24 protein-coding genes are annotated in these 24000 nt (G+C 64.4%); 11 read left to right on the top strand and 13 right to left on the bottom strand.

Annotation, left to right across the window (positions count from 1 at the left end; genetic code table 11):
* Nucleotides 1–79 precede the first annotated feature (79 nt).
* Entirely contained in the window at nt 80–1534 is a 1455-nt protein-coding gene (gene thiI / locus AC2T4A_RS07045) for a tRNA uracil 4-sulfurtransferase ThiI (RefSeq protein WP_486742972.1), read from the bottom strand.
* Nucleotides 1535–1866: 332 nt separating this feature from the next.
* Between thiI and glnA the strand changes: the two genes are divergently transcribed.
* Nucleotides 1867–3276 carry a glutamate--ammonia ligase gene (gene glnA, locus AC2T4A_RS07040; RefSeq protein ID WP_045215805.1) on the top strand — a complete coding sequence of 470 codons (1410 nt, stop codon included), beginning with the start codon at nt 1867–1869 and terminating at the stop codon, nt 3274–3276.
* Between the two features lie 194 nt (nt 3277–3470).
* Here the strand turns inward: glnA and AC2T4A_RS07035 are convergent, their stop codons facing one another.
* On the bottom strand, nt 3471–5678 hold the full coding sequence (locus AC2T4A_RS07035; RefSeq protein WP_486742971.1) for a mechanosensitive ion channel family protein: 2208 nt from the start codon (nt 5676–5678) through the stop codon (nt 3471–3473).
* Between the two features lie 194 nt (nt 5679–5872).
* Between AC2T4A_RS07035 and AC2T4A_RS07030 the strand changes: the two genes are divergently transcribed.
* From AC2T4A_RS07030 to ntrC, 4 genes are all read left to right on the top strand, one after another.
* Entirely contained in the window at nt 5873–6415 is a 543-nt protein-coding gene (locus AC2T4A_RS07030; protein WP_478377742.1) for a DUF4124 domain-containing protein, read from the top strand.
* Nucleotides 6416–6426: 11 nt separating this feature from the next.
* The gene (locus tag AC2T4A_RS07025; protein WP_416749150.1) at nt 6427–6996 is read left to right on the top strand and encodes a DUF4124 domain-containing protein; all 570 of its coding nucleotides are present in this window, start codon (nt 6427–6429) and stop codon (nt 6994–6996) included.
* Nucleotides 6997–7202: 206 nt separating this feature from the next.
* Nucleotides 7203–8279 carry a nitrogen regulation protein NR(II) gene (gene glnL / locus AC2T4A_RS07020; RefSeq protein ID WP_024766655.1) on the top strand — a complete coding sequence of 359 codons (1077 nt, stop codon included), beginning with the start codon at nt 7203–7205 and terminating at the stop codon, nt 8277–8279.
* A gap of 2 nt (nt 8280–8281) precedes the next feature.
* The gene (gene ntrC, locus AC2T4A_RS07015; RefSeq protein WP_416749109.1) at nt 8282–9712 is read left to right on the top strand and encodes a two-component system response regulator NtrC; all 1431 of its coding nucleotides are present in this window, start codon (nt 8282–8284) and stop codon (nt 9710–9712) included.
* 419 nt (nt 9713–10131) lie between these two features.
* Here the strand turns inward: ntrC and trmL are convergent, their stop codons facing one another.
* Nucleotides 10132–10593 carry a tRNA (uridine(34)/cytosine(34)/5-carboxymethylaminomethyluridine(34)-2'-O)-methyltransferase TrmL gene (trmL, locus tag AC2T4A_RS07010; RefSeq protein WP_081515348.1) on the bottom strand — a complete coding sequence of 154 codons (462 nt, stop codon included), beginning with the start codon at nt 10591–10593 and terminating at the stop codon, nt 10132–10134.
* Between the two features lie 52 nt (nt 10594–10645).
* Here trmL and AC2T4A_RS07005 point away from each other — a divergent pair, with 52 nt between their 5' ends.
* Nucleotides 10646–11044 carry a hypothetical protein gene (locus AC2T4A_RS07005; protein WP_486742970.1) on the top strand — a complete coding sequence of 133 codons (399 nt, stop codon included), beginning with the start codon at nt 10646–10648 and terminating at the stop codon, nt 11042–11044.
* Between the two features lie 856 nt (nt 11045–11900).
* Here AC2T4A_RS07005 and secB read toward each other — a convergent pair.
* Genes secB through AC2T4A_RS06990 form a run of 3 tightly spaced genes read right to left on the bottom strand, consistent with a single transcriptional unit; the run spans nt 11901 to nt 13099 of the window.
* Complete coding sequence (gene secB / locus AC2T4A_RS07000; RefSeq protein WP_416749105.1) at nt 11901–12383, bottom strand: protein-export chaperone SecB; 483 nt, start codon at nt 12381–12383, stop codon at nt 11901–11903.
* Nucleotides 12384–12420: 37 nt separating this feature from the next.
* Nucleotides 12421–12675, bottom strand: a complete 255-nt coding sequence (gene grxC / locus AC2T4A_RS06995) for a glutaredoxin 3 (protein WP_045215790.1) — start codon at nt 12673–12675, stop codon at nt 12421–12423.
* Nucleotide 12676: 1 nt separating this feature from the next.
* Nucleotides 12677–13099, bottom strand: coding sequence for a rhodanese-like domain-containing protein (locus tag AC2T4A_RS06990; RefSeq protein WP_024762248.1), 423 nt, complete (start codon nt 13097–13099; stop codon nt 12677–12679).
* A 145-nt stretch (nt 13100–13244) separates the two neighbouring features.
* Between AC2T4A_RS06990 and gpmI the strand changes: the two genes are divergently transcribed.
* The 4 genes from gpmI to AC2T4A_RS06970 all read left to right on the top strand — a co-directional run bounded on the left by gpmI (nt 13245) and on the right by AC2T4A_RS06970 (nt 18332).
* On the top strand, nt 13245–14780 hold the full coding sequence (gene gpmI / locus AC2T4A_RS06985) for a 2,3-bisphosphoglycerate-independent phosphoglycerate mutase (protein WP_486742969.1): 1536 nt from the start codon (nt 13245–13247) through the stop codon (nt 14778–14780).
* A 138-nt stretch (nt 14781–14918) separates the two neighbouring features.
* Complete coding sequence (locus tag AC2T4A_RS06980) at nt 14919–16208, top strand: murein hydrolase activator EnvC family protein (RefSeq protein WP_416749100.1); 1290 nt, start codon at nt 14919–14921, stop codon at nt 16206–16208.
* Nucleotides 16209–16235: 27 nt separating this feature from the next.
* The gene (locus AC2T4A_RS06975) at nt 16236–17546 is read left to right on the top strand and encodes a S41 family peptidase (protein WP_416749098.1); all 1311 of its coding nucleotides are present in this window, start codon (nt 16236–16238) and stop codon (nt 17544–17546) included.
* Nucleotides 17547–17549: 3 nt separating this feature from the next.
* Nucleotides 17550–18332 (top strand): divergent polysaccharide deacetylase family protein, encoded by a 783-nt coding sequence (locus AC2T4A_RS06970; protein WP_486742968.1) that lies wholly within the window; start codon nt 17550–17552, stop codon nt 18330–18332.
* A 116-nt stretch (nt 18333–18448) separates the two neighbouring features.
* Here the strand turns inward: AC2T4A_RS06970 and AC2T4A_RS06965 are convergent, their stop codons facing one another.
* The 7 genes from AC2T4A_RS06965 to hisB form a co-directional block, all read right to left on the bottom strand.
* Nucleotides 18449–19204, bottom strand: coding sequence for a substrate-binding periplasmic protein (locus AC2T4A_RS06965; RefSeq protein ID WP_416749148.1), 756 nt, complete (start codon nt 19202–19204; stop codon nt 18449–18451).
* Between the two features lie 152 nt (nt 19205–19356).
* On the bottom strand, nt 19357–20112 hold the full coding sequence (locus AC2T4A_RS06960) for a substrate-binding periplasmic protein (RefSeq protein WP_416749146.1): 756 nt from the start codon (nt 20110–20112) through the stop codon (nt 19357–19359).
* 233 nt (nt 20113–20345) lie between these two features.
* Entirely contained in the window at nt 20346–21116 is a 771-nt protein-coding gene (hisF, locus tag AC2T4A_RS06955; protein WP_045215782.1) for an imidazole glycerol phosphate synthase subunit HisF, read from the bottom strand.
* A 23-nt stretch (nt 21117–21139) separates the two neighbouring features.
* Complete coding sequence (hisA, locus tag AC2T4A_RS06950) at nt 21140–21877, bottom strand: 1-(5-phosphoribosyl)-5-[(5-phosphoribosylamino)methylideneamino]imidazole-4-carboxamide isomerase (RefSeq protein ID WP_486742967.1); 738 nt, start codon at nt 21875–21877, stop codon at nt 21140–21142.
* Nucleotides 21878–21917: 40 nt separating this feature from the next.
* Complete coding sequence (locus AC2T4A_RS06945) at nt 21918–22178, bottom strand: DUF2164 domain-containing protein (protein WP_015479328.1); 261 nt, start codon at nt 22176–22178, stop codon at nt 21918–21920.
* A 3-nt stretch (nt 22179–22181) separates the two neighbouring features.
* A complete protein-coding gene (gene hisH, locus AC2T4A_RS06940; protein WP_416749093.1) occupies nt 22182–22820 on the bottom strand; it encodes an imidazole glycerol phosphate synthase subunit HisH in 639 nt (212 codons plus the stop codon).
* A complete protein-coding gene (hisB, locus tag AC2T4A_RS06935) occupies nt 22820–23413 on the bottom strand; it encodes an imidazoleglycerol-phosphate dehydratase HisB (RefSeq protein ID WP_015479330.1) in 594 nt (197 codons plus the stop codon). The genes hisH and hisB overlap by 1 nt, the downstream gene beginning before the upstream one ends.
* A gap of 140 nt (nt 23414–23553) precedes the next feature.
* Here hisB and AC2T4A_RS06930 point away from each other — a divergent pair, with 140 nt between their 5' ends.
* On the top strand, nt 23554–23952 hold the full coding sequence (locus tag AC2T4A_RS06930) for an acetyl-CoA sensor PanZ family protein (RefSeq protein ID WP_486742966.1): 399 nt from the start codon (nt 23554–23556) through the stop codon (nt 23950–23952).
* Nucleotides 23953–24000: the final 48 nt, after the last annotated feature.

The following is a 24000-nucleotide window of genomic DNA, read 5'->3' as shown; positions in this document are numbered from 1 at the left end:
CTACGCACCGAATGTGTCGGGAGGTCGGTGGCGGATACTGCCGCCGAACAGTCCGGGCTGGCGGCGTTGGTCCGCGCCTTTATTGCGGACGGTAAACACGCACATTGGTGTGCCCTTCGTTGACCAGGTGGTGGGCGTGCAGGCGACTCATCACGCCCTTGTCGCAATACAGGAGGTACTGGCGGTTGGCGTCCAGTTCCTTGAACTTGCTGTTGATCGCATAGAACGGCATGGCCAGGACTTCGATGCCCTCGATGGCCAGCGGTTCATCTTCCTGGGCATCCGGGTGACGGATGTCCACCACGATCTGGCCGGCCAGCACTTCGTCGACCATTTCCACCGCCAGGTCCTTGCCCAGCTCGTCGATCACGCGGTCGACGGTCATCTGGGTGGAACGCTCCAGGGCGCGGTCGAGCACGGCCATGTCGAACTTGGTTTCTTCGTGGTCGACGCGGTACGGCTTGGCCTGGGTGGTCGGGTTCACCGAAATCACGCCGCAATATTCTGGCATGTGCTTGGCGAACTCGGCGGTGCCGATCTGCGTGGCGGTGTCGATGATGTCCTGCTTGTGGCTGACGATCAGCGGACGCAGCACCAGGGTGTCGGTCACCCGGTCGATCACCGAGAGGTTCGGCAGGGTCTGGCTGGACACCTGGGAAATCGCCTCGCCGGTCACCAGCGCGTCGATCTCCAGGCGCTCGGCCACGCGGCTGGCGGCGCGCAGCATCATGCGCTTCAAGGTCACGCCCATGTAGCTGTCGTCGACCTTGGTGAGAATCTCGCCGACCACTTCCTCGAAGGGCACGCTGACGAACAGCACGCGCTGGGAACTGCCGTACTTCTTCCACAGGTAGTGCGCGACTTCCATCACGCCCAGTTCGTGGGCACGGCCGCCGAGGTTGAAGAACACGAAGTGGCTGATCATGCCGCGGCGCATCATCTGGTAGGCCGCCACGGTGGAGTCGAAGCCACCGGACATCAGCACCAGCACCTGCTCCAGCGCGCCCAGCGGGTAGCCGCCCAGGCCATCGTGCTGGGCGTGGATCACGTAGAGGCGGTCGTGGCGGATTTCCACGCGCACTTCCACTTCCGGGTTCTTCAGCGAGACGCCCGCCGCACCGCAGTGCTGGCGCAGGCCGCCACCGACGTAACGCTCCACATCTATAGAGGTGAAGGGGTGCTTGCCGGCGCGCTTGCAGCGCATGGAGAAGACCTTGCCCGGCAGCTTGTCGCCGAAGTGGGCCTTGCACTTCTCGAGGATGTCGTCGAAATCGCCCAGCGGGTATTCGTGCACTTCCAGGAAGTGGCCGATGCCTGGCGTGCAGGTCAGGCGCTCGATCATCTCGCGCAGGACTTTCGGGTCGGTGACCTTGGTCTCGACCTCGAGGTTGTCCCACTCGCCCTCGACCAGCAACTCAGGGTCGAGATCGCGGAGCACCGTGCGAATGTTCTTCGCCAGCTGGCGGATGAAGCGCTTGCGCACCGGCCGGCTCTTGATGGTGATTTCCTGGAAGACCTTGACGATGAGTTTCATGCGAACCGGCCGATTGCCATGGGACTGAAAAAAAGGGGCGGAATTATATCCGAAATTGCTCAAGACTTGAGCAGAAATCGGAGACTTTCTTTTTGGTGCACCAAAATGGACTTATGCACCACGACGGAGCACCAAAGCGGTGCACTATTTCCGTGCAATTGTCCGTAACACACGCCAGAGCCCGTGATTTCAGGGCCCCTGCCCGTTTACGGGCACTGGCACGCAACTTGCTCTCTTGTGAGGCAGGTTGCCCTGGCGGAGTATTCCGGCCGGCATCACCCGATACTGGGGCACGAAAAAGCTCCCAGCTCTAATCCCTCCTGGAGGACAGCATGTCGTACAAGTCGCAACAACTGATCAAAGATCATGACGTGAAGTGGGTTGACCTGCGCTTCACCGATACCAAAGGCAAGCAGCAGCACGTCACCATGCCCGCCCGCGACGCGCTGGACGACGAGTTCTTCGAAGCCGGCAAGATGTTCGATGGTTCCTCCATCGAAGGCTGGAAGGGCATCGAAGCCTCCGACATGATCCTGCTCCCGGACGACAGCACCGCCGTGCTCGACCCGTTCACCGAAGAGCCGACCCTGATCATCGTTTGCGACATCATCGAGCCGAGCACCATGCAAGGCTACGAGCGCGACCCGCGCAACATCGCCAAGCGCGCCGAGGAATACCTGAAGTCCACCGGTATCGGTGACACCGTATTCGTTGGCCCGGAGCCGGAGTTCTTCATCTTCGACGAAGTGAAGTTCAAGTCCGACATCTCCGGCTCGATGTTCAAGATCTTCTCCGAGCAGGCTTCCTGGAACACCGACGCTGACATCGAGACCGGCAACAAAGGCCACCGTCCGGGCGTCAAGGGCGGCTACTTCCCGGTACCGCCGGTCGACCACGACCACGAAATCCGTACCGCCATGTGCAACGCCATGGAAGAAATGGGCCTGGTCATCGAAGTTCACCACCACGAAGTGGCGACTGCCGGCCAGAACGAAATCGGCGTGAAGTTCAACACCCTGGTTGCCAAGGCTGACGAAGTTCAGACCCTGAAGTACTGCATCCACAACGTCGCCGACGCCTACGGCAAGACCGTGACCTTCATGCCGAAACCGCTGTACGGCGACAACGGCTCGGGTATGCACGTTCACATGTCCATCTCCAAGGATGGCAAGAACACCTTCGCTGGCGAAGGCTATGCCGGCCTGTCCGATACCGCCCTGTACTTCATCGGCGGCATCATCAAGCACGGCAAGGCGCTGAACGGCTTCACCAACCCGGCCACCAACTCCTACAAGCGTCTGGTTCCGGGCTTCGAAGCCCCGGTCATGCTGGCCTACTCGGCCCGCAACCGTTCCGCCTCGATCCGTATTCCGTACGTATCCAGCCCGAAAGCCCGCCGCATCGAAGCGCGCTTCCCGGACCCGGCTGCCAACCCCTACCTGTGCTTCGCCGCGCTGCTGATGGCGGGCCTGGACGGCATCCAGAACAAGATTCACCCCGGCGACGCCGCCGACAAGAACCTGTACGACCTGCCGCCGGAAGAGGCGAAGGAAATCCCGCAGGTTTGCGGCAGCCTGAAAGAGGCGCTGGAAGAACTCGACAAGGGCCGTGCGTTCCTGACCAAGGGCGGCGTGTTCACCGACGAGTTCATCGATGCCTACATCGAGCTGAAGTCGGAAGAAGAAATCAAGGTGCGCACCTTCGTGCACCCGCTGGAATACGACCTGTACTACAGCGTCTGATCCACGAATACCTATAAATAGCGACAGCATTAAGGCCTCCTTCGGGAGGCCTTTTTTATGGGCTGGAGAAAACCGCTGGCGCCTGTGCCTGTGCCTGTGCCTGTAGGAGCGAGCTTGCTCGCGAATCGCACAGCACTGGAGTCACCGGATAACTCGTTCGCGAGCAAGCTCGCTCCTACAACGGAAGGCCGGTTTCAGATCCCGCCGTCGGCCGGTGCGCCTTGCTCCTCGTCGTCCTCGCGGCGCGATTTGCGCATGCGCGAGAGCTGCACATTCAGGCGCGGCATGGAGAGTTCCAGCCCGGCCTTGTCGAGCTTCTGTCGCAAGCGCAGGTTGAAGGCGCGCTGCACTTCCCACTGACGGATCGGCGCGGTCTTGAAGCGGAAGCGCAGGATCGCCTGGCCGGCGTCGAAGCTCTCGATGCCCTGGATTTCCAGCGGCGACCAGATGGCGCGGTTGATGGTGCGATCGGTGCGCAGCTCGCCGGAAACTTCCTTGACCAGCGCCAGCGCATCGTCGATCGGCATGCTCGCCGGCACCGGCCAGCGGAACATGGCGTAACCGAACTGCCGCGAGTAGTTCTTGATGCTCTTGATCTCGCTGAACGGGATGGTGTGCACCACGCCATCCAGGTCGCGCAGGCGCACAGTGCGGATGGTCAGGCCTTCCACCGTACCGAGATGGCCGCCAACATCGACATAGTCGTCGATCGACAGCGAATCCTCGATGATGATGAACAGACCGGTGATCAGGTCCGCCACCAGCGACTGCGCGCCGAAACCGATCGCCAGGCCGATCACGCCGGCACCGGCGAGCAGCGGCGTGACGTTCATCCCCATGTTGGCCAGGGCGACGATCAGGGCGATCACCGCAATGGTCACGAACAGCACGTTGCGGATCAGCGGCAGCATGGTCAGCGCACGGGTGTTGGCGCTCTTCTTGCCGCCCAGGCCGAGGCTGTGCTGCACCGCGGTGTCGGTGAGAATCCAGACCAGCCAAGCGACCAGCAGGGTGGTGCCGAAGCTGAACAACTTGAGACTGATCTGCGAGCCGTCGCCCTCGGCGAAGCGCACCAGCGACATGCCCCAGACGCGCAGGCCGATCTCCAGGAAGAACAGCAGGCTGGCGATGTGCAGCAGGGTGTAGCCGAAGCTCTGCAGTTGCTCGATGTACGGCGCGTGGCGGCGGGCACCGCGCCGGGTAGAGCGCTGGTGGGCGCGGCGGATCAGGCCGTTGGCGGTCATCGCCACCACTGCCACGACGGCGCAGACCAGGGCGCGGCGCAGGGCATAGCTGCTGTCGCCGGCCGTGACTATTGTGGCGAACAGCGAAATGCCCACCAGCACCAGCACCGGCAGGAACCAGATCGAGCCGATCAGTTCGACCAGGTCGCTCAGCCCGCGGCGTTTGAGGCGGCGTTCCAGCGGCTGATTGCGAATCAGGTGGGCGATGGGCCGGCGGAACTGCAGGACGAACAGTGCAGTGAGCAGTGCCGCGCAGATGTTCGCCACCGAGCCGACGAACAGCGAGATGTTCATCCCCAGGCTCTCGATGACGCGCGGGTCGTGCATCACCTCACCCAGCGCGGCAAGGCTGCCGATCAGCCAGAGGGGGCGGAAGGCGCGGCGGCGCAGGATATCCAGCGCACGCATGCGGTGCGGGCCGCTGAGCAGCGACAGGGAGATCACGCACAGCGCGGAGAACAGGGTGCCGCACACCAGGGTGTAGGCGATCACCATGGCCACCAGCTTGCCGAGCGAGCTGGGCAACACCACGGACAGGTAGACGGTGATCAGGAAGGCGACCAGCCAGGGGCCGAGCTTGCGCAGGGCGAACAGCAACAGGTCGCGGGTCTTGGGATGCTGCGGCAGTTCGTCTTCCAGGCCGAAGCGCTTGCGCATGCGCCCGGCGAACCAGCGCAGGCCGAGGGCAACGCAGGCCCAGATGAGGATGACCAGGGCGAAGTCGAGGATCATTCCCGGCCATTCCGCCAGCGACGGCGTGCGCGCCTCCAGTTCGAAACCCGCCCCCTGGAACAGCTCGGCCCAGCGCACCATCGGGCTGTTGGCCCCTTCGAACTGCTTCTCCAGGCTGCCCAGGGTGTCGCCGATCAGGCCGAGCACGCCGCCCTGCTCGTCCGAACTCTTCTTCGTCGCATCGCGCAGCTGCTTGAGCTTCTTCAGCAGATCGGCACGCTGCTGGTCGCTCTCCAGGGTCTTGATCACCTGGTTCAGCGACTGCTCCAGCTGGGCGTCGCTGACCTTGGCCTCGCCCCCACCCGTCACCCCGGCCAGCGGCCCGGGAAGCGCCGCCAGTGCGGGCCCGGCGACGGACAAGCCGAGGCCCAGGCAGCACAGCAGCAGCCACTGACGAAGCAGGTAACGAATTGGAATCACAGGCACACCCCACAACGATGGAAAATGACGCTCGCCCGCATCATACAGACGCCGACGCCAGGCTCGGACCCGTCCTGCGCAGGAAAGGTCCTTGCGCGAGCAGCAGCGCACAACGCGCAGCGCCCTGCTGAAAGACAATAGGCAACTTGCCAGCCGCCGTCGGCGGTGCAAGGCTTGGCATGACCATCCGGAGATTCTTCATGCGCCTGATCCTCACCGCCCTGCTGCTCGCCGCCGCATTGCCAGCCAGCGCGCAGATCTACAAGTACACCGACGCCAACGGCAAGACGGTGTTCACCAACCAGCCGCCGACCAACGTCGACGCCAAGCCCGTGGAACTGCCGCCGACCAACACCGTCGGCCCGCAGGCGCCCGTCGCCGCGCCCGCCGACAGCACTAGCCAGGCGACCACGACCTACCAGATTCTCGCCCTGAGCAACCTGCCGGACGACGAATCGCTGCGCCAGAACAACGGCACCTTCACCGTGAATGTCGTGGTGCAGCCAGCCCTGGCGGGCGGCCATCTGCTGCAACTGGTGCTTGACGGCCAGCCCTACGGTGCACCGACCAGCAGCACCAGCATCGGCCTGCAGGAAATTGACCGCGGCGACCACACCCTGGCGGTCCAGGTGCTGCAGGGCAGTCGCGTGATCCAGGCCAGCTCGCCGGTGAGTTTCACTCTGCAACGTATCAGCACCAACAGCCCGCAACGGCCCAAGGTCCAACCCAGGACGGGCGGCTGACGATGCGCTATCTGGTGATGCTCCTGTTGTCGGCGCTGTTCTGCCTGTCGGCCAGCGCCGAGGTCTACACCTACATCGACAAGGAAGGTAATCGCGTCTTCACCGATCAGCCACCGCGCGGCAACGCACAGAAGCTGCAACTGGCGCCGATCAACTCCCAGCCCGGTTCGCCCAACGGCGTGCGTATGCCGCCGCCGCTCTACGCACCGACAACACCCGCGCTGCCGGCCGGCCCGCCGGCGTACCAACTGCTGCGCATCATCGTGCCGGAGCCCGATGCCACCGTGCGCGCCAACGATGGTGCGCTGATCGTTTCCGCCACCAGCGACCCGGCGCTGCTCCCCGGCCATCTCTACCGCCTGCTGCTGGACGGCAAGCCGGTGGGCGATCCCGGCCGCAGCCCGGTATTCCCGCTCTACAACATCGATCGCGGGACTCACCAGCTGTCGATCGAGATCGTCGACACCCTCGGCCGCACCATCGAGCAGACGCCCAACCAGCCCTTCCACATGTTCCGCGTCTCGGTCGCCGAAGCGGCCACCCTGGACGCCACGCCAGAGTTCAACGCCGCCAGCCGCTGAGTCCGTGCGGCGGCCGGTACAAATGCACCATATCGGTGCATATGCCTGCACCACTTTCTATACTCTCCCCATTTCAGGTCACTCCTGCTGGCCAATCTGGCCGTCTGCGCGCAGCAAATCAGCGCAATGCCGCGAAATACGCGTCTTTTCAGGGCCTGGTTTGCTTTTTGCATTTTCCCGCACAGTCTTGGGACATTCCTTACGCCATGCCTACAGAAACCCAGCTCCGCCTGTTGCTCGACAACCTCACCACGGCGGTGATCCTGCTCAATGCCGAGCTGCGCCTGGAGTACATGAACCCGGCGGCGGAAATGCTCCTGGCGGTCAGCGGCCAGCGCAGCCACGGGCAGTTCATCAGCGAGCTGTTCACCGAATCGCCCGAGGCGCTGCAGTCGCTGCGCCAAGCGGTGGAAGAGGCGCATCCGTTCACCAAGCGCGAGGCGACCCTGACTTCGCTGACCGGCCAGACCATCACCGTCGATTACGCGGTGACGCCGATCCTCGACCGCCGCGATACCCTGCTGCTGCTCGAAGTCCACCCACGCGACCGGCTGCTGCGGATCACCAAGGAAGAGGCGCAGCTGTCCAAGCAGGAAACCACCAAGCTGCTGGTGCGCGGCCTGGCCCATGAGATCAAGAACCCACTGGGTGGTATTCGTGGCGCGGCACAGCTGCTTTCCCGCGAGCTTCCGGATGAATCGCTCAAGGACTACACCAACGTCATCATCGAAGAAGCCGACCGCCTGAGGAACCTGGTGGATCGCATGCTCGGCTCGAACAAGCTGCCGCAGCTCTCGGTGACCAATGTCCACGAAGTGCTGGAGCGCGTCTGCAGCCTGGTGGAGGCCGAGACCCAGGGCACCATCCCGCTGGTGCGCGACTACGACCCGAGCATCCCTGACCTGCTGATCGACCGCGAGCAGATGATCCAGGCGGTGCTCAACATCGTGCGCAACGCCATGCAGGCGATCGCCGCGCAGAACGAACTCAAGCTGGGGCGCATCACCTTGCGCACCCGAACCCTGCGCCAGTTCACCATCGGCCACACGCGCCATCGTCTGGTGTGCAAGGTCGAGATCATCGACAACGGCCCAGGCATTCCGGCTGAACTGCAGGACACCATCTTCTATCCCATGGTCAGCGGCCGTGCCGACGGCACCGGCCTGGGCCTCGCCATCACCCAGAACATCATCAGCCAGCACCAGGGCTTGATCGAATGCGAGAGCCATCCCGGCCACACCGTGTTCAGTCTGTTCCTGCCCCTGGAACAAGGAGTGCATTGACCATGAGCCGATCAGAGACTGTCTGGATCGTCGACGACGACCGCTCCATCCGCTGGGTACTGGAAAAAGCCCTCCAGCAGGAAGGCATGACCACCGTCAGCTTCGACAGCGCCGACAGTGTGATGAGTCGCCTGGGCCGGCAGCAGCCGGACGTGATCATCAGTGACATCCGCATGCCCGGCTCCAGCGGCCTGGACCTGCTGGCGCAGATCCGCGAGGTGCACCCGCGCCTGCCGGTGATCATCATGACCGCGCACTCGGACCTGGACAGCGCCGTGGCCTCTTACCAGGGCGGTGCCTTCGAATACCTGCCCAAGCCCTTCGACGTCGACGAGGCCGTCTCCCTGGTCAAGCGCGCCAACCAGCACGCCCAGGAGCAGCAGGGCCTGGAAGCGCCGACCAACCAGACGCGTACCCCGGAAATCATCGGTGAAGCGCCGGCGATGCAGGAGGTGTTCCGCGCCATCGGCCGTCTCTCGCACTCCAACATCACCGTGCTGATCAACGGCGAATCGGGCACCGGCAAGGAGCTGGTGGCCCACGCCCTGCACCGCCACAGCCCGCGCGCAGCCTCGCCGTTCATCGCGCTGAACATGGCGGCGATCCCCAAGGACCTGATGGAGTCCGAACTGTTCGGCCACGAGAAAGGCGCCTTCACCGGTGCGGCCAACCAGCGCCGCGGCCGCTTCGAACAGGCTGACGGCGGCTCGCTGTTCCTCGACGAAATCGGCGACATGCCGGCCGATACCCAGACTCGCCTGCTGCGTGTGCTGGCCGACGGCGAGTTCTACCGCGTGGGGGGGCACACCCCGGTGAAAGTGGATGTGCGGATCATCGCCGCGACCCACCAGAACCTGGAGAACCTGGTGCGCGAGGGCAAGTTCCGCGAAGACCTGTTCCACCGCCTGAACGTCATCCGCGTACATATTCCGCGCCTGGCCGACCGCCGCGAGGACATCCCGGCGCTGGCCCGGCACTTCCTCTCCCGCGCTGCACAGGAACTGGCGGTGGAGCCCAAGCTGCTCAAGCCGGAAACCGAGGAATACCTGAAGAACCTCGGCTGGCCGGGCAACGTGCGCCAGCTGGAGAACACTTGCCGCTGGATCACCGTCATGGCCTCCGGCCGCGAAGTGCACATCGATGACCTGCCGCCGGAGCTGATGACCCAGCCACAGGACAGTGTGCCGGCCGCGAACTGGGAACAGGCCCTGCGCCACTGGGCCGACCAGGCGCTGGGGCGCGGGCAGTCGAGCCTGCTGGATACCGCCGTGCCGGCCTTCGAACGGATCATGATCGAGACCGCGCTCAAGCATACCGCCGGCCGCCGTCGCGATGCAGCGGTGCTGCTGGGTTGGGGGCGCAACACCCTGACCCGCAAGATCAAGGAGCTGGGCATGAAGATCGACGGCCCCGACGAGGATGGCGAGGACTGAAGTCCTTCCATGAAAAAGGGGCCGAAAGGCCCCTTTTTCATACCCAACCATTACCCGAAACGCGTTCTCTGCCGACACCCCCTGTAGGAGCGAGCTTGCTCGCGAACGCCCCAACTTCCGTGCCATCCGGTGATGCTGTTCGCGAGCAAGCTCGCTCCTACAAGGGCGCAACTGTGTGCAGGCCAGCCCTGTCATGCCTTGGCAACATCTATCCCCAAAACCTGTGGATAACACTGTGCACGGAACGGGGAAGGAACGTGCTACAGCCCAGAGCACGCGCGGTCTGCGGGTTTGCCTGGTTTCTGTGCAGGAATTTCCGGCTTGCCCACATCCACTGTGCGCCCGCCTGTGGATAAGCTTGGGGCAAGCCGCTGCGCTCCGCGCCGGGCGCGGGTTTGCGCGGATCGATCAGAAAACGTTCAATCCATGGCGAAGCCGTGCTGGCGCCAGGCTTCGTAGACAGTCACCGCCACGGTGTTGGACAGGTTCAAGCTGCGACAGCCGGGGCGCATCGGCAGGCGTACACGCTGCTCGGGCGGCAGGGCGTCACGCACCTCTTCGGGCAGGCCACGGCTTTCCGGGCCGAACAGGAAGGCGTCGCCGCGCTCGTAGGCCACTTCATGGAACGGTTGCGAGCCCTTGGTGGTGAAGGCGAACAGGCGCGGCTGGCCGAGCTGCTCCAGGCACTCCTCGAGACTGGCGTAGCGGCGCACGCTGGCGTACTCGTGGTAATCCAGCCCGGCGCGGCGCAGGCGCTTGTCGTCCAGCTCGAAGCCCAGCGGTTCGATCAGATGCAGGCTGCAGCCCGCATTGGCGCACAGCCTGATAATGTTGCCGGTGTTTGGGGGGATTTCCGGTTGAAAAAGGATTACGTGGAACATGCAGCGCTCCGAGCCTGAGAACGGCGGGCATTCTACCCCCGCGCAGGAGCAAATGCGGCCCAGGCCCTGGCTGAAGGTGATGGTTTCGCTGTGCGTGCTCGGCCTGCTGCTGGGCCTGATGCTCGGCCGCCTGCTCAATCCACCGCACGAGGGGCCGCCGCAAATCCTTGCTGTAGAGCCTTCGGCGGATGGTCTGATGCTCACCCTGAACGCCCAGCCCGCCGTGCGCGCCGGCCAGCTGGACGGCGCCCTGGCGCTGCAGATCGACGCCAGCGGCGCGGCACAGCAGGGCCAGTTGCGAATCGGCGACGCGCCAGTGCGCTGGAAACTGGAGCCACGGGACAAGGGGGTTCTGCTGACGCTGCTGTCGACCCGGCGCCTGCAGGGCACCTGGGACAGCGCAGAGGTCCAGGGCCGGTGGCGCCTGAACGTCAGCGCGCGGCCCGAATAAAAGCGGGGTTTTCCCGGCCTGCCTGGTCCGGGGCCCCGAAGCGGGAAGCGAGTCCTCCAGACGGAGAATCGCGGCATAAAAGAGGGGTTTACCCGGCCTGCCTGTACCAGGACCCCTAACGGGTGCGCGGCGCGCCGTGGCGCGCCTGCGGGCATAAAAAGGGGGCTTTCCCGGCCTGCCTGTACCAGGACCCCCGAACCGGCTGCGACGGCCACCGCTTCGGGCGGCGCGCTCGCAAGATGTAAAAGAGGGGTTCCCCAGCCTGCCTGTACCGAGGCCCCTGAAATTGCTGTTACCAGGGGTATTGCAGAGGGCGTGCCAAAGTCGCTGCCGACCTCGAACGGCACACCAATCGAACGGCTACAGACCTGTAATGGCGGGGCTTTCGGCGATTTATCAAGCATCCGCATGGCGGCATCCGAAGGGCAAATGCCGAGGCGGCGGAGTGCCACCCGCCTGCGCCCCTCTAGTGCGCACGCACCAAACTTGAACGTGGGACGGTGGCTTCACCGCCCCTGTAGGAGCGAGCTTGCTCGCGAACAGTCGTGGCATCGAGCGCATCACCACAAACGGTTCGCGAGCAAGCTCGCTCCTACAAAAAGCTTCACCCTTTCACGCTTGAGCATTTGCGAAACGTAGGGCGTACAACCGTTCGCGGTTGTACGCCGATATCGCCGCTCCATGCCCGCCCCCCGGAGCACGCTGGAACGAGTGTCCAAGCCAATCCCGAGGTGTCGGAAACCGAGGTCAATCGACGGATAACGTCGAACGTTATCCGCCCTACGTTCGGCGCCGCGCCAATCTGCGGGCAAAGAAAAAGGCGCCCGAGGGCGCCTTTATTCCACGACCGCAGCGATTACGGGGTCGGGATTTCGCCGGAAGCCTGCATGCGGGCGATTTCCTGCGCGTACAGCGCATCGAAATTCACCGGGGACAGCATCAGCGCCGGGAAGGAACCACGGACAACCAGGCTGTCCAGGGTTTCACGGGCGTACGGGAAGAGGATGTTCGGGCAGAAGGCACCCAGGGTGTGGCTCATGCTGGAAGCGTCCAGGCCCTTGATCAGGAAGATGCCGGCCTGCTGCACTTCAACGATGAAAGCGGTTTCTTCGTTGTTCTTCACGGTTACCGAAACGGTAAGGACCACTTCGTAGAAGTCGCCATCGAGCTGCTTCTGACGGGTGTTGAGGTCCATGGCGATGCTCGGCTGCCACTCCTGACGGAAGATTTCCGGAGCCTTGGGGGCCTCGAAGGAGAGGTCGCGCACGTAGATGCGCTGCAGCGAGAACTGCGGGTTGTTGTCTTGCTCGGCTGCGCCGTTGCTGGCTTGTTCAGTCATTTCGGGACCTTCTTGTGCATCGTTTCAGAATGTGGGATCACGCCGAGAGCAGCGTATCCAGCTTGCCCGCGCGTTCCAGCGCGTAAAGATCGTCACAGCCGCCGATGTGGGTTCCGTCGATCCAGATCTGCGGCACCGAAGTGCGACCCGCCTTGCTGGCCATTTCGGCGCGTACGCCAGGCTTGCCGTCCACGGAGATTTCCTCGTAGGCGACTCCCTTCTTGTCCAGCAGGGCCTTGGCGCGGATGCAATAAGGGCACCACGCGCTGGTGTAGATCAAGGTCGACGACATCTCACTTCACCAAGGGCAGGTTATCGCCACGCCAGCTGCCGATGCCGCCGGAGAGTTTCGCGGCGGTGTAGCCGGCCTTCTGCAGCACGCTGCACCAGGTGCCCGAGTGCTGGCCCATGCCGTCGACCACGATGATGGTCTTGGCCTTGTGTTTGTCCAGCTCGCTCATGCGGGCGTTCAGTTTGTCCGCCGGGATGTTCAGCGCGCCGACGATGTGGCCGGTGGTGAATTCCTTGGTCGGGCGGATATCCAGCACCACGGCCTGTTCGGCGTTGACCATGGCGGTCAGTTCGCGGGTGGACAGCGCGCGGCCGCCCTTGCGCATTTCGTGCAGCGCCAGCAGCACCAGCAGGATGACCAGGGCACCAACCAGCAGGTAGTGGTGGGTGGCGAATTCGATCAGACGAGGAAGAAACGAAGACATGCGCAGGACATCCAGACGTAAAAATGCCGGCCAGTATACACGCGCGTATCTGACGGCTGAACCCTAGGGATCATGGCGTCTGTCGGCACCAAAAGGTAAAATGTGTGTCCTTTTCTGACCCCTATTCTCGGAAAGAGCCGTAACTATGACTGCAACGCCCAAACCGCTGGTCCTGATCATTCTGGACGGCTTCGGCCATAGCGAGAGCCCCGAATACAACGCCATCTATGCCGCGAAGAAGCCCAACTGGGACCGCCTGCTGGCCAGCCAGCCCAATGGCCTGATCTCCGGCTCCGGCATGGACGTCGGCCTGCCCGACGGCCAGATGGGCAATTCCGAGGTCGGTCACATGAACCTGGGCGCCGGCCGCGTCGTCTATCAGGACTTCACCCGCGTCACCAAGGCCATCCGCGACGGCGAGTTCTTCCAGAACCCCGTGCTGACCGGCGCGGTCGACAAGGCCGCGAATGCCGGCAAGGCCGTACACATCCTCGGCCTGCTCTCCGACGGCGGCGTGCATAGCCACCAGGACCATCTGATCGCCATGGCCGAGCTGGCCGCCCAGCGTGGCGCCGAGAAAATCTACCTGCACGCCTTCCTCGACGGCCGCGACACGCCGCCCAAGAGCGCCGAGCCTTCGCTGAAACTGCTCGACGACGCCTTCGCCCGCATCGGCAAGGGACGCACCGCCAGCATCATTGGCCGCTACTTCGCCATGGACCGCGACAACCGCTGGGACCGCGTCGAAGCCGCCTACAACCTGATCACCGATGGCGCCGCCGAATTCACTGCCGACACTGCCGTGGGCGCGCTGAACGCCGCTTATGAGCGCGGCGAGAGCGACGAATTCGTCAAGGCAACCCGCATTGGCGAACAGGTACGCGTGGAAGACGGCGACGCCGTGGTCTTCATGAACTTCCGTGCCGACCGTGCCCGCGAACTGTCGCGCGCCTTCGTCGAGCCGGGCTTCAAGGAGTTCCCGCGCCAGCGCGAACTGCACCTGGCCGAGTACGTGATGCTGACCCAGTACGCGGCAAGCATCCCGGCGCCCAGCGCGTTCAAGCCCGAGTCCCTGGACAATGTGCTGGGCGAATACCTTGCCAAGAACGGCAAGACCCAGCTGCGCATCGCCGAGACCGAGAAATACGCCCACGTGACCTTCTTCTTCTCCGGCGGCCGCGAAGAGCCGTTCGAAGGCGAAGAGCGCATCCTCATTCCTTCGCCCAAGGTCGCCACCTATGACCTGCAGCCGGAAATGAGCGCGCCGGAAGTCACCGACAGGATCGTCGACGCCATCGAGAACCAGCGTTTCGACGTGATCATCGTCAACTACGCCAACGGTGACATGGTCGGCCACACCGGCGTGTTCGAAGCGGCGGTGAAAGCCGTCGAGTGCCTGGATACCTGCGTCGGTCGGATCGCCGAGGCGCTGGACAAGGTCGGCGGCGAAGCCCTGATCACTGCCGACCACGGCAACGTCGAGCAGATGGAAGACGCCATGACCGGCCAGGCGCACACCGCGCACACCTGCGAGCCGGTGCCCTTCGTCTACGTCGGCAAGCGCAAGCTGAGCATCCGCGAGGGCGGCGTACTCGCCGACGTGGCCCCGACCCTGCTGAACCTGATGGGTCTGGAGCAGCCAAAAGAGATGACCGGCAAATCCATCGTTACCCTGCTTTAATGGGTATCGATTTGGCGGGAACGTGAGCCGTCTCCCGCCGGTCAGAGCAAACGCCCCACGCCATGCGGCCTGGGGCGTTTTTTTTAATGTCCGCCACGGGCATACTAGGCCGTCCAGACTTCAGGTCCCCGCCGCCCAATGCCTCGCGCCCTCCTCCCGCTGCTGCTGATCTGCCTCCTGAGCCCGCTCGCGGTCGTTGCCGACGAACGCGCCGACGCCCAGCGTCAGCTGGAACAGACGCAGAAAGACATCAATGAGCTGAAGAAAAACCTGAAGAGCATCCAGGACGAAAAGTCCGGGGTGCAGAAGCAGCTCAAGTCCACCGAGACCCAGATGGGCGACCTGGAAAAGCAGATCAAGCAGATCCAGGACGAGATGAAGAAGAACGAGGAAGAGCTGCAGCGCCTCGACGGGGAGAAAAAAAAACTCCAGGGCGCGCGCCTTGAGCAGCAGCGCCTGATCGCCATCCAGGCCCGCGCCGCCTACCAGAGCGGCCGGCAGGAATACCTCAAGCTGCTGCTGAACCAGGAACACCCTGAGAAGTTCAGCCGCACCCTCACCTACTACGACTACATCAACAAGGCGCGCCTGGAGCAGCTCTCGGCATTCAACGAAACGCTGCGCCAGCTGAGCAACGTCGAGCAGGAAATCACTTCGCAGAAGGACGAGCAGGTCGCCCAGCAGAGCGCTCTCGAAGCCCGCCGCCAGGAACTGACCGATGCCCGCAAGGCGCGCCAGGAGACCCTGGCCAAGCTCAACAGCGACCTGAAGGACGGCAGCAGCAAGCTCAAGGATCGCGAGCAGAGCCAGGAAGACCTGAACAAGGTCCTCAAGACCATCGAGGAAACCCTCGCCCGCCAGGCCCGCGAAGCCGAGGAAGCGCGCCAGCGCGCCCTGGCCGCCGAGCGCGAGCGGGTCAAGCGTGAGCAGGAGCTGGCCGCTCGCGGCGAGAAGCCCGAAACGCCGTCCAAGCGCGCCGACTACAGCGGCCCGCTGGTCTCCAGCGGCGCTGGCTTCGGTGGCGCCTTTGCCGCCACCAAGGGCAAGCTGCCCTGGCCGGTGGATGGTCGCGTCCTGGCGCGCTACGGCAGCCCGCGCGGCGACGACCCCCGCGCCACCTGGGACGGTGTGCTGATCGGCGCTTCGGCCGGCAGCACCGTGCGTGCCGTGCATGGCGGCCGAGTGGTTTTTGCCGATTGGCTGCGCGGCTCAGGGCTGTTGGTGATTCTCGACCACGGTGGTGGCTACCTCAGCCTTTATGGGCATAATCAAAGTCTTCTGAAGGACGCCGGCGATACCGTCAAAGCGGGCGATCCCATTGCAACCGTGGGAGCCAGCGGGGGTCAGAGTACCCCGGCGGTGTATTTTGCCATTCGCCATCAGGGCCGCCCGGCGGACCCTTCGACCTGGTGTCGCACGCAGGGATAAGCGGCGAACACGCATTAGGAGCCAAACATGTCGCAAGCTTTCCGTCTCACTACCCTGGCCCTGGCCTTGCTGCTCGGTGTCGGTGCGGTCCAGGCCGCCGACGCGCCGGCCGCATCCCCCGCGGCCAACGGCAAGGAGGCTCCGCTGCCGCTCGACGAGCTGCGCACCTTTGCCGAGGTCCTGGACCGGGTGAAGGCGGCCTACGTCGAACCCGTGGACGACAAGACGCTGTTGGAAAATGCCATCAAGGGCATGCTCAGCAACCTCGACCCGCACTCTGCCTACCTCGGCCCGGAAGAGTTCGCCGAACTGCAGGAAAGCACCAGCGGCGAATTCGGCGGCCTGGGCATAGAAGTCGGCAGCGAGGATGGCTTCGTCAAGGTGATCTCGCCGATCGACGACACCCCGGCGGCCAACGCCGGCATCCAGCCGGGCGACCTGATCGTCAAGATCGACGGCAAGCCGACCAAGGGCCAGTCGATGAACGAGGCGGTGGACAGCATGCGCGGCAAGGCCGGCTCGCCAATCACCCTGACCATCGTGCGCGGCGGCGGCAAGCCGTTCGACGTGACGCTCAAGCGAGCCATCATCAAGGTCAAGAGCGTCAAGAGCCAGATGCTGGAACCCGGTTACGGCTACCTGCGCATCACTCAGTTCCAGGTGAACACCGGCGAAGAAACCGTCAAGGCACTGTCCAAGCTGCGCAACGACAACAAGGGCAAGCTCAAGGGCCTGGTGCTGGACCTGCGCAACAACCCCGGTGGCGTGCTGCAGTCCGCGGTTGAGGTGGCAGACGCCTTCCTCACCAAGGGGCTGATCGTCTACACCAAGGGCCGCATCCCGAACTCCGAGCTGCGTTTCTCCGCTGACCCGGCCGACCCGAGCGACGGCGTGCCGCTGGTGGTGCTGATCAACGGCGGCAGCGCCTCGGCGGCAGAAATCGTCGCCGGCGCCCTGCAGGACCAGAAGCGCGCGATCCTCATGGGCACCGACAGCTTCGGCAAGGGTTCGGTGCAAACCGTGCTGCCGCTGAACAACGACCGCGCCCTCAAGCTCACCACCGCGCTGTACTACACCCCCAACGGCCGCTCCATCCAGGCCCAGGGCATCACCCCGGATATCGAGGTGGAACGTGCCAAGGTGACGCGCGAGAAGAGCGAGTTCGACGGCTTCAAGGAAGCCGACCTGCAGGGCCACCTGGCCAACGGCAATGGCGGCCAGGATCGTCCGACCACTTCCGGCAAGCCCCCGGTGGATCGCCCGCAGGATGGCGACTACCAGCTCAGCCAAGCCCTCAGCCTGCTGAAAGGACTCAGCGTCAGCCGCGGCAACAACTGACCGATGCGCCCGGCCCGGCTGCTACTGAGCCTGTGCCTGGGCGCACTGCTGTGCCTGCCGGTGGCCGCTGCGCCCCGGCCGGACAGCAGCAAGCCGCTGGTCAGCATCGTCATCGACGACCTCGGGCAGAACCTGGCGCGCGACCGCCAGGTGCTCGACATCTCCCCCGCTATCGCCCTGGCGATCATTCCTGACACACCCCACGCCGCCGAACTGGCGCGCGAGGCGCACCAGCGCGGGCGCACCGTGATGCTGCACATGCCCATGGACCCGGCCGGCGGCGATTTCGCCTGGCGCCCGGAGCTGACCCAGGAAGAACGCGCGCGCCGCCTCGACGCCGCGCTGGCGAAGGTGCCTTATGTGCAGGGCCTGAACAACCACGAAGGCAGCCGCATGACGGCCGACCGCCCGGCCATGGCCTGGCTGGCCGCCGAACTGCAGCGGCGCCACCTGTTCCTGCTCGACAGCCGTACCAGCGCGGCCACCGTGGCTGCCGCCGAGGCGCAGAAGATCGGGCTCGCCAGCCTGTCGCGGGATGTGTTCCTCGACGACGACCCGAGCGAAGCGGCGGTGATGGAGCAAATGCAGCGCGGCCTGGCACTGGCGCGCAAGCAGGGCACAGTGGTGATGATCGGCCACCCGAAGCCGGCGACCCTGGCCGTGCTCAAGCGCGTGCTGCCGACCCTGAAGGCCCAGGGCTTCGAGCTGGTGCAACCGCCATTGATGATCGCCGAGCGCGGCAACCGCGCCATGGCGGGGCATGGGCGGAACGGTATCTACCGATAGATGCAATCAGGATGAGCCGTTTGTAGGAGCGAGCTTGCTCGCGAACGACGCCCGGCACCGAAATCCCCGGAGGCATGGTTCGCGAGCAAGCTCGCTCCTACAACGAAAAGCCGGCCTTAGAGGTAGTTATTGGTCGCCTGCTCGATGAAGCCGTCGGCGCGCATTTCATCCAGCGCCTTCTGCAGCTTCGCCACCACCTCGTCCGGGGTGTCCTTGTTGATCGCCAGGTACAGCTGGGCCTCGTTGAAGCGCAGCACGGTCTGCAGGCCGGACACGCCTTCCTGCTTGGCCAGGTAGCGGCCCACCGGGTCGGTGGTGGCCCACAGGTCGATCTCGCCGGTGGTCAGCTTCTTCACGTTTTCCTGGTCGCGCAGCGCGTTGAGCACCGGGATACCCTGGCTTTCCAGGTTCTGGCTGACGGCGTCGTTCTTGTAGGCGCCGAGCTTGTACTTCGCGGCGTCCTTGAGGTCCTTGACCTTGATGGTGCTGCCTGGCGGCGCCAGCAGGACCCAGTTGGTCTTGGCGATCGGCCCGACCCACTTGAACAGCGGCACCCGCTCGGGCGTGTAGGTGGTGGAGAACAGCCCGTAATCAGGCTTGTCGAGGGCCAGCTTGTAGAGGCGATCCCAGGGGAAACGCAGGCTCAGGCTGTACTGGATGCCGGCGCGCTTGAACATCTCGCGGACGATGTCGGCGCTGATGCCGTCGATCCCCTCGTCGCGGGCGAAGTTCTTGTCGTCCACCGCCATGTTGAAGGGCGGGAAGTTCTCGGTGAGCAGCACCATCTTGTAATCGGCGGGCAACTCGGCGCGGGCCGTGGCGGCCCCCAACAGCAGACCCAGGGTCAGGGTCTTGATCAGGACTTTCAGCATGGTCATACCGCTCGCTTGGTTATCGTTATTGGGCTTGCGGCATCCCTGCAGAGGGGACGGAATACTTCGCTCGTCTGCCTTCCGTGGCAAAACCGGCGCCGAGGGATGTCGGCGCCAAACACAAAGGCCGGCGAGTGGCCGGCCTTCGGGTGTTACAGGTAACTGTTGAGCACGTCGTCGACGAAACCTTCGGCGCGCATCTTGTCCAGCGCCCCTTGCAGCTTCTGCACCACGGCGTCCGGGGTCTCGCGGTTCAGCGCGAGGAACAGCTGGTCGCTGTTGAAACGCAGCACGGTCTTCAGGCCGGTGACGCCGACCTGCTTGGCCAGGTAGCGGCCCGCCGGGTCACCGCTGGCCCAGAGGTCAATCTGGCCGTCGCGCAGCTTGGCGGCATTCTCCTGGTCGCGCAGCGCCAGCACCGGCTCGAAGCCGTGCTCGCCCAGGTACTGAGCCATGGCGTCGCCCTTATAGGCGCCAACGCGATATTTCCTGGCTTCGTCGAGGTTGTTCAGGCTGATGGGGCTATCGGCCTTGGCCAGCAGAACCCAGTCGTCCGGACCGATCGGGCCGACCCACTTGAACTGGCTTTCGCGCTCGGGCAGGCGCGCGGTGACGAACACACCGTAGCCGGGCTTCTCCAGCGCCAGCTTGTAGATACGGTCCCAGGGGAAGCGCAGAGTCAGGCTGTACTGCACGCCGGCGCGCTTGAACATCTCCTTGACGATATCCACGGCGATGCCGTCGATGCTGTCTTCCTGCGCGAAGTTCTTGCCGTTGATGGCCATGTTGTAGGGAGGGAAGTTCTCGGTGAGCAGCACCACGCTGTAGTCCGAAGAATCCGTTTCAGCCCTTGCCGCGCTGGCCAGAAGCAGGCCGCAGCCTAGCCATGCAAGCAGAATGCGCTTCAGCATCGAGATATTTCCTGCGTATGACATTTCTGAGAAGGCGCAGAGCTTACTCGGAGAATTGACGCCAATAAACCCTATGAATGTGGCAATGGGACATGGAACTGCCATTACCTTGACTGAAGCCTTCGGCTAGCAAGCTTCGTGCGCAGAAAGGGTATGCGGCCACCGGACGCAGGGAGAAGGACCGCCCGGATTAGAGCCATCGGGCCGGGAGAACCCCGGCCCGGAAGGGATCAGCGCACGACGATGCCGCGGCTGGCCAGATAGGCCTTGGCCTCCGGCACGCTGTACTCGCCGAAGTGGAAGATGCTCGCCGCGAGAACCGCGTCGGCCTTACCCTCGATAATGCCGGCCGCCAGGTGCTCCAGATTGCCGACACCGCCCGAAGCGATCACCGGAACGCCCACGGCTTCGCTGATGGCGCGGGTGACGCCCAGGTCGTAGCCGCTCTTCACGCCGTCCTGGTCCATGCTGGTCAGGAGGATTTCACCGGCGCCCAGGCCTTCCATCTTCTTCGCCCACTCCACAGCATCGAGCCCGGTAGGCTTGCGGCCGCCGTGGGTGAAGATTTCCCAGCGCGGGGCCTCGCCGGGACCCGACACTTTCTTGGCGTCGATGGCGACCACGATGCACTGCGAGCCGAAACGCGCGGCGGCTTCGCCGACGAATTCCGGGGTGAATACCGCGGCGGTGTTGATCGAGACCTTGTCCGCACCGGCATTGAGCAGGTTGCGAATGTCCTGCACCGTCCTGACGCCGCCGCCCACGGTCAGTGGGATGAACACCTGGCTGGCCATGCGCTCCACGGTATGCAGGGTCGTGTCGCGGCCATCGACGCTGGCGGTGATGTCGAGGAAGGTGATCTCGTCCGCGCCCTGCTCGTCGTAGCGGCGGGCGATTTCCACCGGGTCGCCGGCGTCACGGATGTTCTCGAACTTGACGCCCTTCACCACGCGGCCGTTGTCCACGTCGAGGCAGGGAATGATGCGTTTAGCCAGGGTCATGTCAGTGCTTCCCGTGGTTCAGCTCAGCCCTTGAAGGCGTCGCACAGTGCCTGGGCCTCGGCGACGTCCAGGGTGCCTTCGTAGATCGCGCGGCCGGTGATGGCGCCGACGATGCCCGGGGTGCGGGCGTCCAGCAGCTTCTGGATATCACCCAGGTTGTGGATGCCGCCCGAAGCGATCACCGGGATGCGCGTGGCGTTGGCCAGGGCCGCAGTAGCTTCGACGTTGCAGCCCTGCATCATGCCGTCCTTCGCGATGTCGGTGTAGACGATGGCGGAGACGCCGTCGGCCTCGAAACGCTTGGCCAGGTCGATCACCTGCACTTCGCTCACCTCGGCCCAGCCGTCGGTGGCGACGAAGCCGTCTTTCGCATCCAGGCCGACGATGACCTTGCCCGGGAATGCCTTGCACGCTTCGGCGACGAATTCCGGCTGCTTGACCGCCTTGGTGCCGATGATCACGTAGCTGACGCCAGCGCGAACGTAGTGTTCGATGGTTTCCAGCGAACGGATGCCGCCACCGATCTGGATCGGCAGGGTCGGGTAGCGCTTGGCAATGGCTGTGACCACTTCACCGTTGACCGGCTTGCCTTCGAAGGCGCCATTCAGGTCCACCAGGTGCAGACGGCGGCAACCACCCTCCACCCATTTGGCGGCCATGGACACCGGGTCGTCGGAGAAGACGGTGGCGTCTTCCATCAGGCCCTGGCGCAGGCGCACACAGGCGCCGTCTTTCAGATCGATTGCGGGGATGATCAGCATGGGTTGAACCTGCTCGAATCCAAAGATGAATGGGGTCGGGTCAGCTCTTCTCGAGCGCCCACAAGTCGCTTTCGATGCTCTCGAACCGGTCTTTCAGGTGAGATTGCACGTCGAAGATCGCCTTGTTGTAGAACAGTGGGCCGAACTCGCGCATGAAGAAATCCAGCGCCTCTTCGGCCTCGAAGGAACCCACGTCCAGCTCGAAGCGATCTTCGAGAAAACGCTGGATGGCCCGCGCCGCACTCTGGCGCTGGGCGCCATCGAGTTCGAGGATCGCGGGCTTGTCCTTCTGGCGGGCCATGGCTTACCAGCGCCCGTCCCAGGCGGCGAAGTTCTGCAGCAGCTGCAGGCCGTGGGTATGGCTCTTCTCCGGGTGGAACTGCACGGCGAAGCGCGAGCCATCGGCCAGCGCGGCGGCAAAGTCAACGCCGTAATGGCCGCGACCGACCACCTGGCGTGGGTTGCCAGCCTCGATGTAATAGCTGTGCACGAAGTAGAAGCGCGCGCGCTCCGGGATGTCGTGCCAGAGCGGGTGATCCACGCTCTGCGCCACTTCGTTCCAGCCCATGTGCGGCACCTTCAGGTGTTCGCCGTCCTCGTGCAGGTCCTTGCCGAAGAAGCGCACCTTGCCGGGAAACAGGCCGATACAGTCGACGCCGTCGTTCTCTTCGCTGTGCTCCAGCAGCGCCTGCATGCCGACGCAGATGCCGAGGAACGGGCGGTCCTGGCTGACCTCGCGCACCAGGCTGTCGAAGCCCAGGCGCTTGATTTCGGCCATGCAGTCGCGGATCGCGCCGACGCCGGGGAACACCACGCGATCCGCCTCGCGGATCACGTTGGCATCACTGGTCACCAGCACGCGCCCGGCGCCAACGCGCTCGAGCGCCTTGGACACCGAGTGCAGGTTGCCCATGCCGTAGTCGATGACGGCTACCGTCTGCATTACAGGCACCCTTTGGTGGACGGCATCTGGCCGGCCATGCGCTCGTCCAGCTCGATGGCCATGCGCAGCGCGCGGCCGAAGGCCTTGAACACGGTCTCGATCTGGTGGTGGGTGTTGTGCCCGCGCAGATTGTCGATGTGCAGGGTGACGTTGGCGTGGTTGACGAAGCCCTGGAAGAACTCCATGAACAGGTCCACGTCGAAGCCGCCAACACTGGCGCGGGTGAACGGCACGTGCATCTGCAGGCCGGGGCGGCCCGAGAAGTCGATGACTACGCGCGACAGCGCCTCGTCCAGCGGCACGTAGGCGTGGCCGTAGCGGCGGATGCCCTTTTTGTCGCCGATGGCCTTGGCGAAGGCCTGGCCGAGGGTGATGCCGATGTCTTCGACGGTATGGTGGTCGTCGATATGCAGGTCGCCCTTGCACTCGATGTCCAGGTCGATCAGGCCGTGCCGGGCGATCTGGTCCATCATGTGCTCGAGGAAGGGAACCCCGGTATCGAAGCGGGCCTTGCCCGTTCCATCCAGGTCGATGGAAACCTTGATCTGGGTTTCCAGGGTGTCGCGCGCGACGGATGCCTTGCGTTCGGCCATCACCAGCTCCACAGCTAACACTGCACGTAATTATAAGAAGGGGCGGCATTATAGGCGCGCCGGGCGCCGCGCGGCTATGGGCGGTGGTCGGCGCTGGCCGATGGTCCTACACTGCGCGGCTCGCCTTTCGAGGATTGCCCATGCCCGTCGTCGTCCAGCACCTGACCCAGCCCAGTGACCAGGACCACCAGGACCTGCTGAAGATCTACGCCGATGCGCCGCAGTGGCTACTGGCGCCCTTCAACGATGCCCGGCACCTGGTCGAACTCGGACTGGCCGAGGGCCGACTATTCACCGGCCGCTTCAACGATCGCCTGCTGGGCGCGGCCTGGATCGAGCGTGATGGCGACACCTGGCTGCTCTCGCGCCTCTGCGTGCGCCAAGTCACCCGCAACCGCGGCGTGGCCCGCCGGCTGCTAGGAGAGGCGCAACGCCTGGCCGTCCTGCAAGGCGCCGCGCTACGCCTGACCGCCCCGGGAGATCAACCCCAGGCTGCGCAGTTTGCGGAACATCTCGGCCTGACGCTGCAGCCGGCCTGATTCCGCAATCGTCGGGAACCGCAGGCCAGCACCCCGCTCAAACCCGCA

The sequence above is a fragment of the Pseudomonas sp. PVC-3-1 genome (assembly GCF_057444315.1).
This window is presented reverse-complemented; position numbering and strand designations above follow the sequence as displayed.

Coding starts and splice junctions, on each gene's coding strand:
- AC2T4A_RS07005 (WP_486742970.1), top strand. CDS start 10,646: ATGCGGCCCAGGCCCTGGCTGAAGGTGATGGTTTCGCTGTGCGTGCTC.
- AC2T4A_RS06970 (WP_486742968.1), top strand. CDS start 17,550: ATGCGCCCGGCCCGGCTGCTACTGAGCCTGTGCCTGGGCGCACTGCTG.
- ntrC (WP_416749109.1), top strand. CDS start 8,282: ATGAGCCGATCAGAGACTGTCTGGATCGTCGACGACGACCGCTCCATC.
- grxC (WP_045215790.1), bottom strand. CDS start 12,675: ATGTCGTCGACCTTGATCTACACCAGCGCGTGGTGCCCTTATTGCATC.
- glnA (WP_045215805.1), top strand. CDS start 1,867: ATGTCGTACAAGTCGCAACAACTGATCAAAGATCATGACGTGAAGTGG.
- gpmI (WP_486742969.1), top strand. CDS start 13,245: ATGACTGCAACGCCCAAACCGCTGGTCCTGATCATTCTGGACGGCTTC.
- trmL (WP_081515348.1), bottom strand. CDS start 10,593: ATGTTCCACGTAATCCTTTTTCAACCGGAAATCCCCCCAAACACCGGC.
- hisB (WP_015479330.1), bottom strand. CDS start 23,413: ATGGCCGAACGCAAGGCATCCGTCGCGCGCGACACCCTGGAAACCCAG.
- glnL (WP_024766655.1), top strand. CDS start 7,203: ATGCCTACAGAAACCCAGCTCCGCCTGTTGCTCGACAACCTCACCACG.
- AC2T4A_RS06965 (WP_416749148.1), bottom strand. CDS start 19,204: ATGCTGAAAGTCCTGATCAAGACCCTGACCCTGGGTCTGCTGTTGGGG.
- secB (WP_416749105.1), bottom strand. CDS start 12,383: ATGACTGAACAAGCCAGCAACGGCGCAGCCGAGCAAGACAACAACCCG.
- AC2T4A_RS06980 (WP_416749100.1), top strand. CDS start 14,919: ATGCCTCGCGCCCTCCTCCCGCTGCTGCTGATCTGCCTCCTGAGCCCG.
- AC2T4A_RS06945 (WP_015479328.1), bottom strand. CDS start 22,178: ATGGCCCGCCAGAAGGACAAGCCCGCGATCCTCGAACTCGATGGCGCC.
- hisA (WP_486742967.1), bottom strand. CDS start 21,877: ATGCTGATCATCCCCGCAATCGATCTGAAAGACGGCGCCTGTGTGCGC.
- hisF (WP_045215782.1), bottom strand. CDS start 21,116: ATGACCCTGGCTAAACGCATCATTCCCTGCCTCGACGTGGACAACGGC.
- hisH (WP_416749093.1), bottom strand. CDS start 22,820: ATGCAGACGGTAGCCGTCATCGACTACGGCATGGGCAACCTGCACTCG.
- thiI (WP_486742972.1), bottom strand. CDS start 1,534: ATGAAACTCATCGTCAAGGTCTTCCAGGAAATCACCATCAAGAGCCGG.
- AC2T4A_RS06930 (WP_486742966.1), top strand. CDS start 23,554: ATGCCCGTCGTCGTCCAGCACCTGACCCAGCCCAGTGACCAGGACCAC.
- AC2T4A_RS06975 (WP_416749098.1), top strand. CDS start 16,236: ATGTCGCAAGCTTTCCGTCTCACTACCCTGGCCCTGGCCTTGCTGCTC.
- AC2T4A_RS06990 (WP_024762248.1), bottom strand. CDS start 13,099: ATGTCTTCGTTTCTTCCTCGTCTGATCGAATTCGCCACCCACCACTAC.
- AC2T4A_RS07030 (WP_478377742.1), top strand. CDS start 5,873: ATGCGCCTGATCCTCACCGCCCTGCTGCTCGCCGCCGCATTGCCAGCC.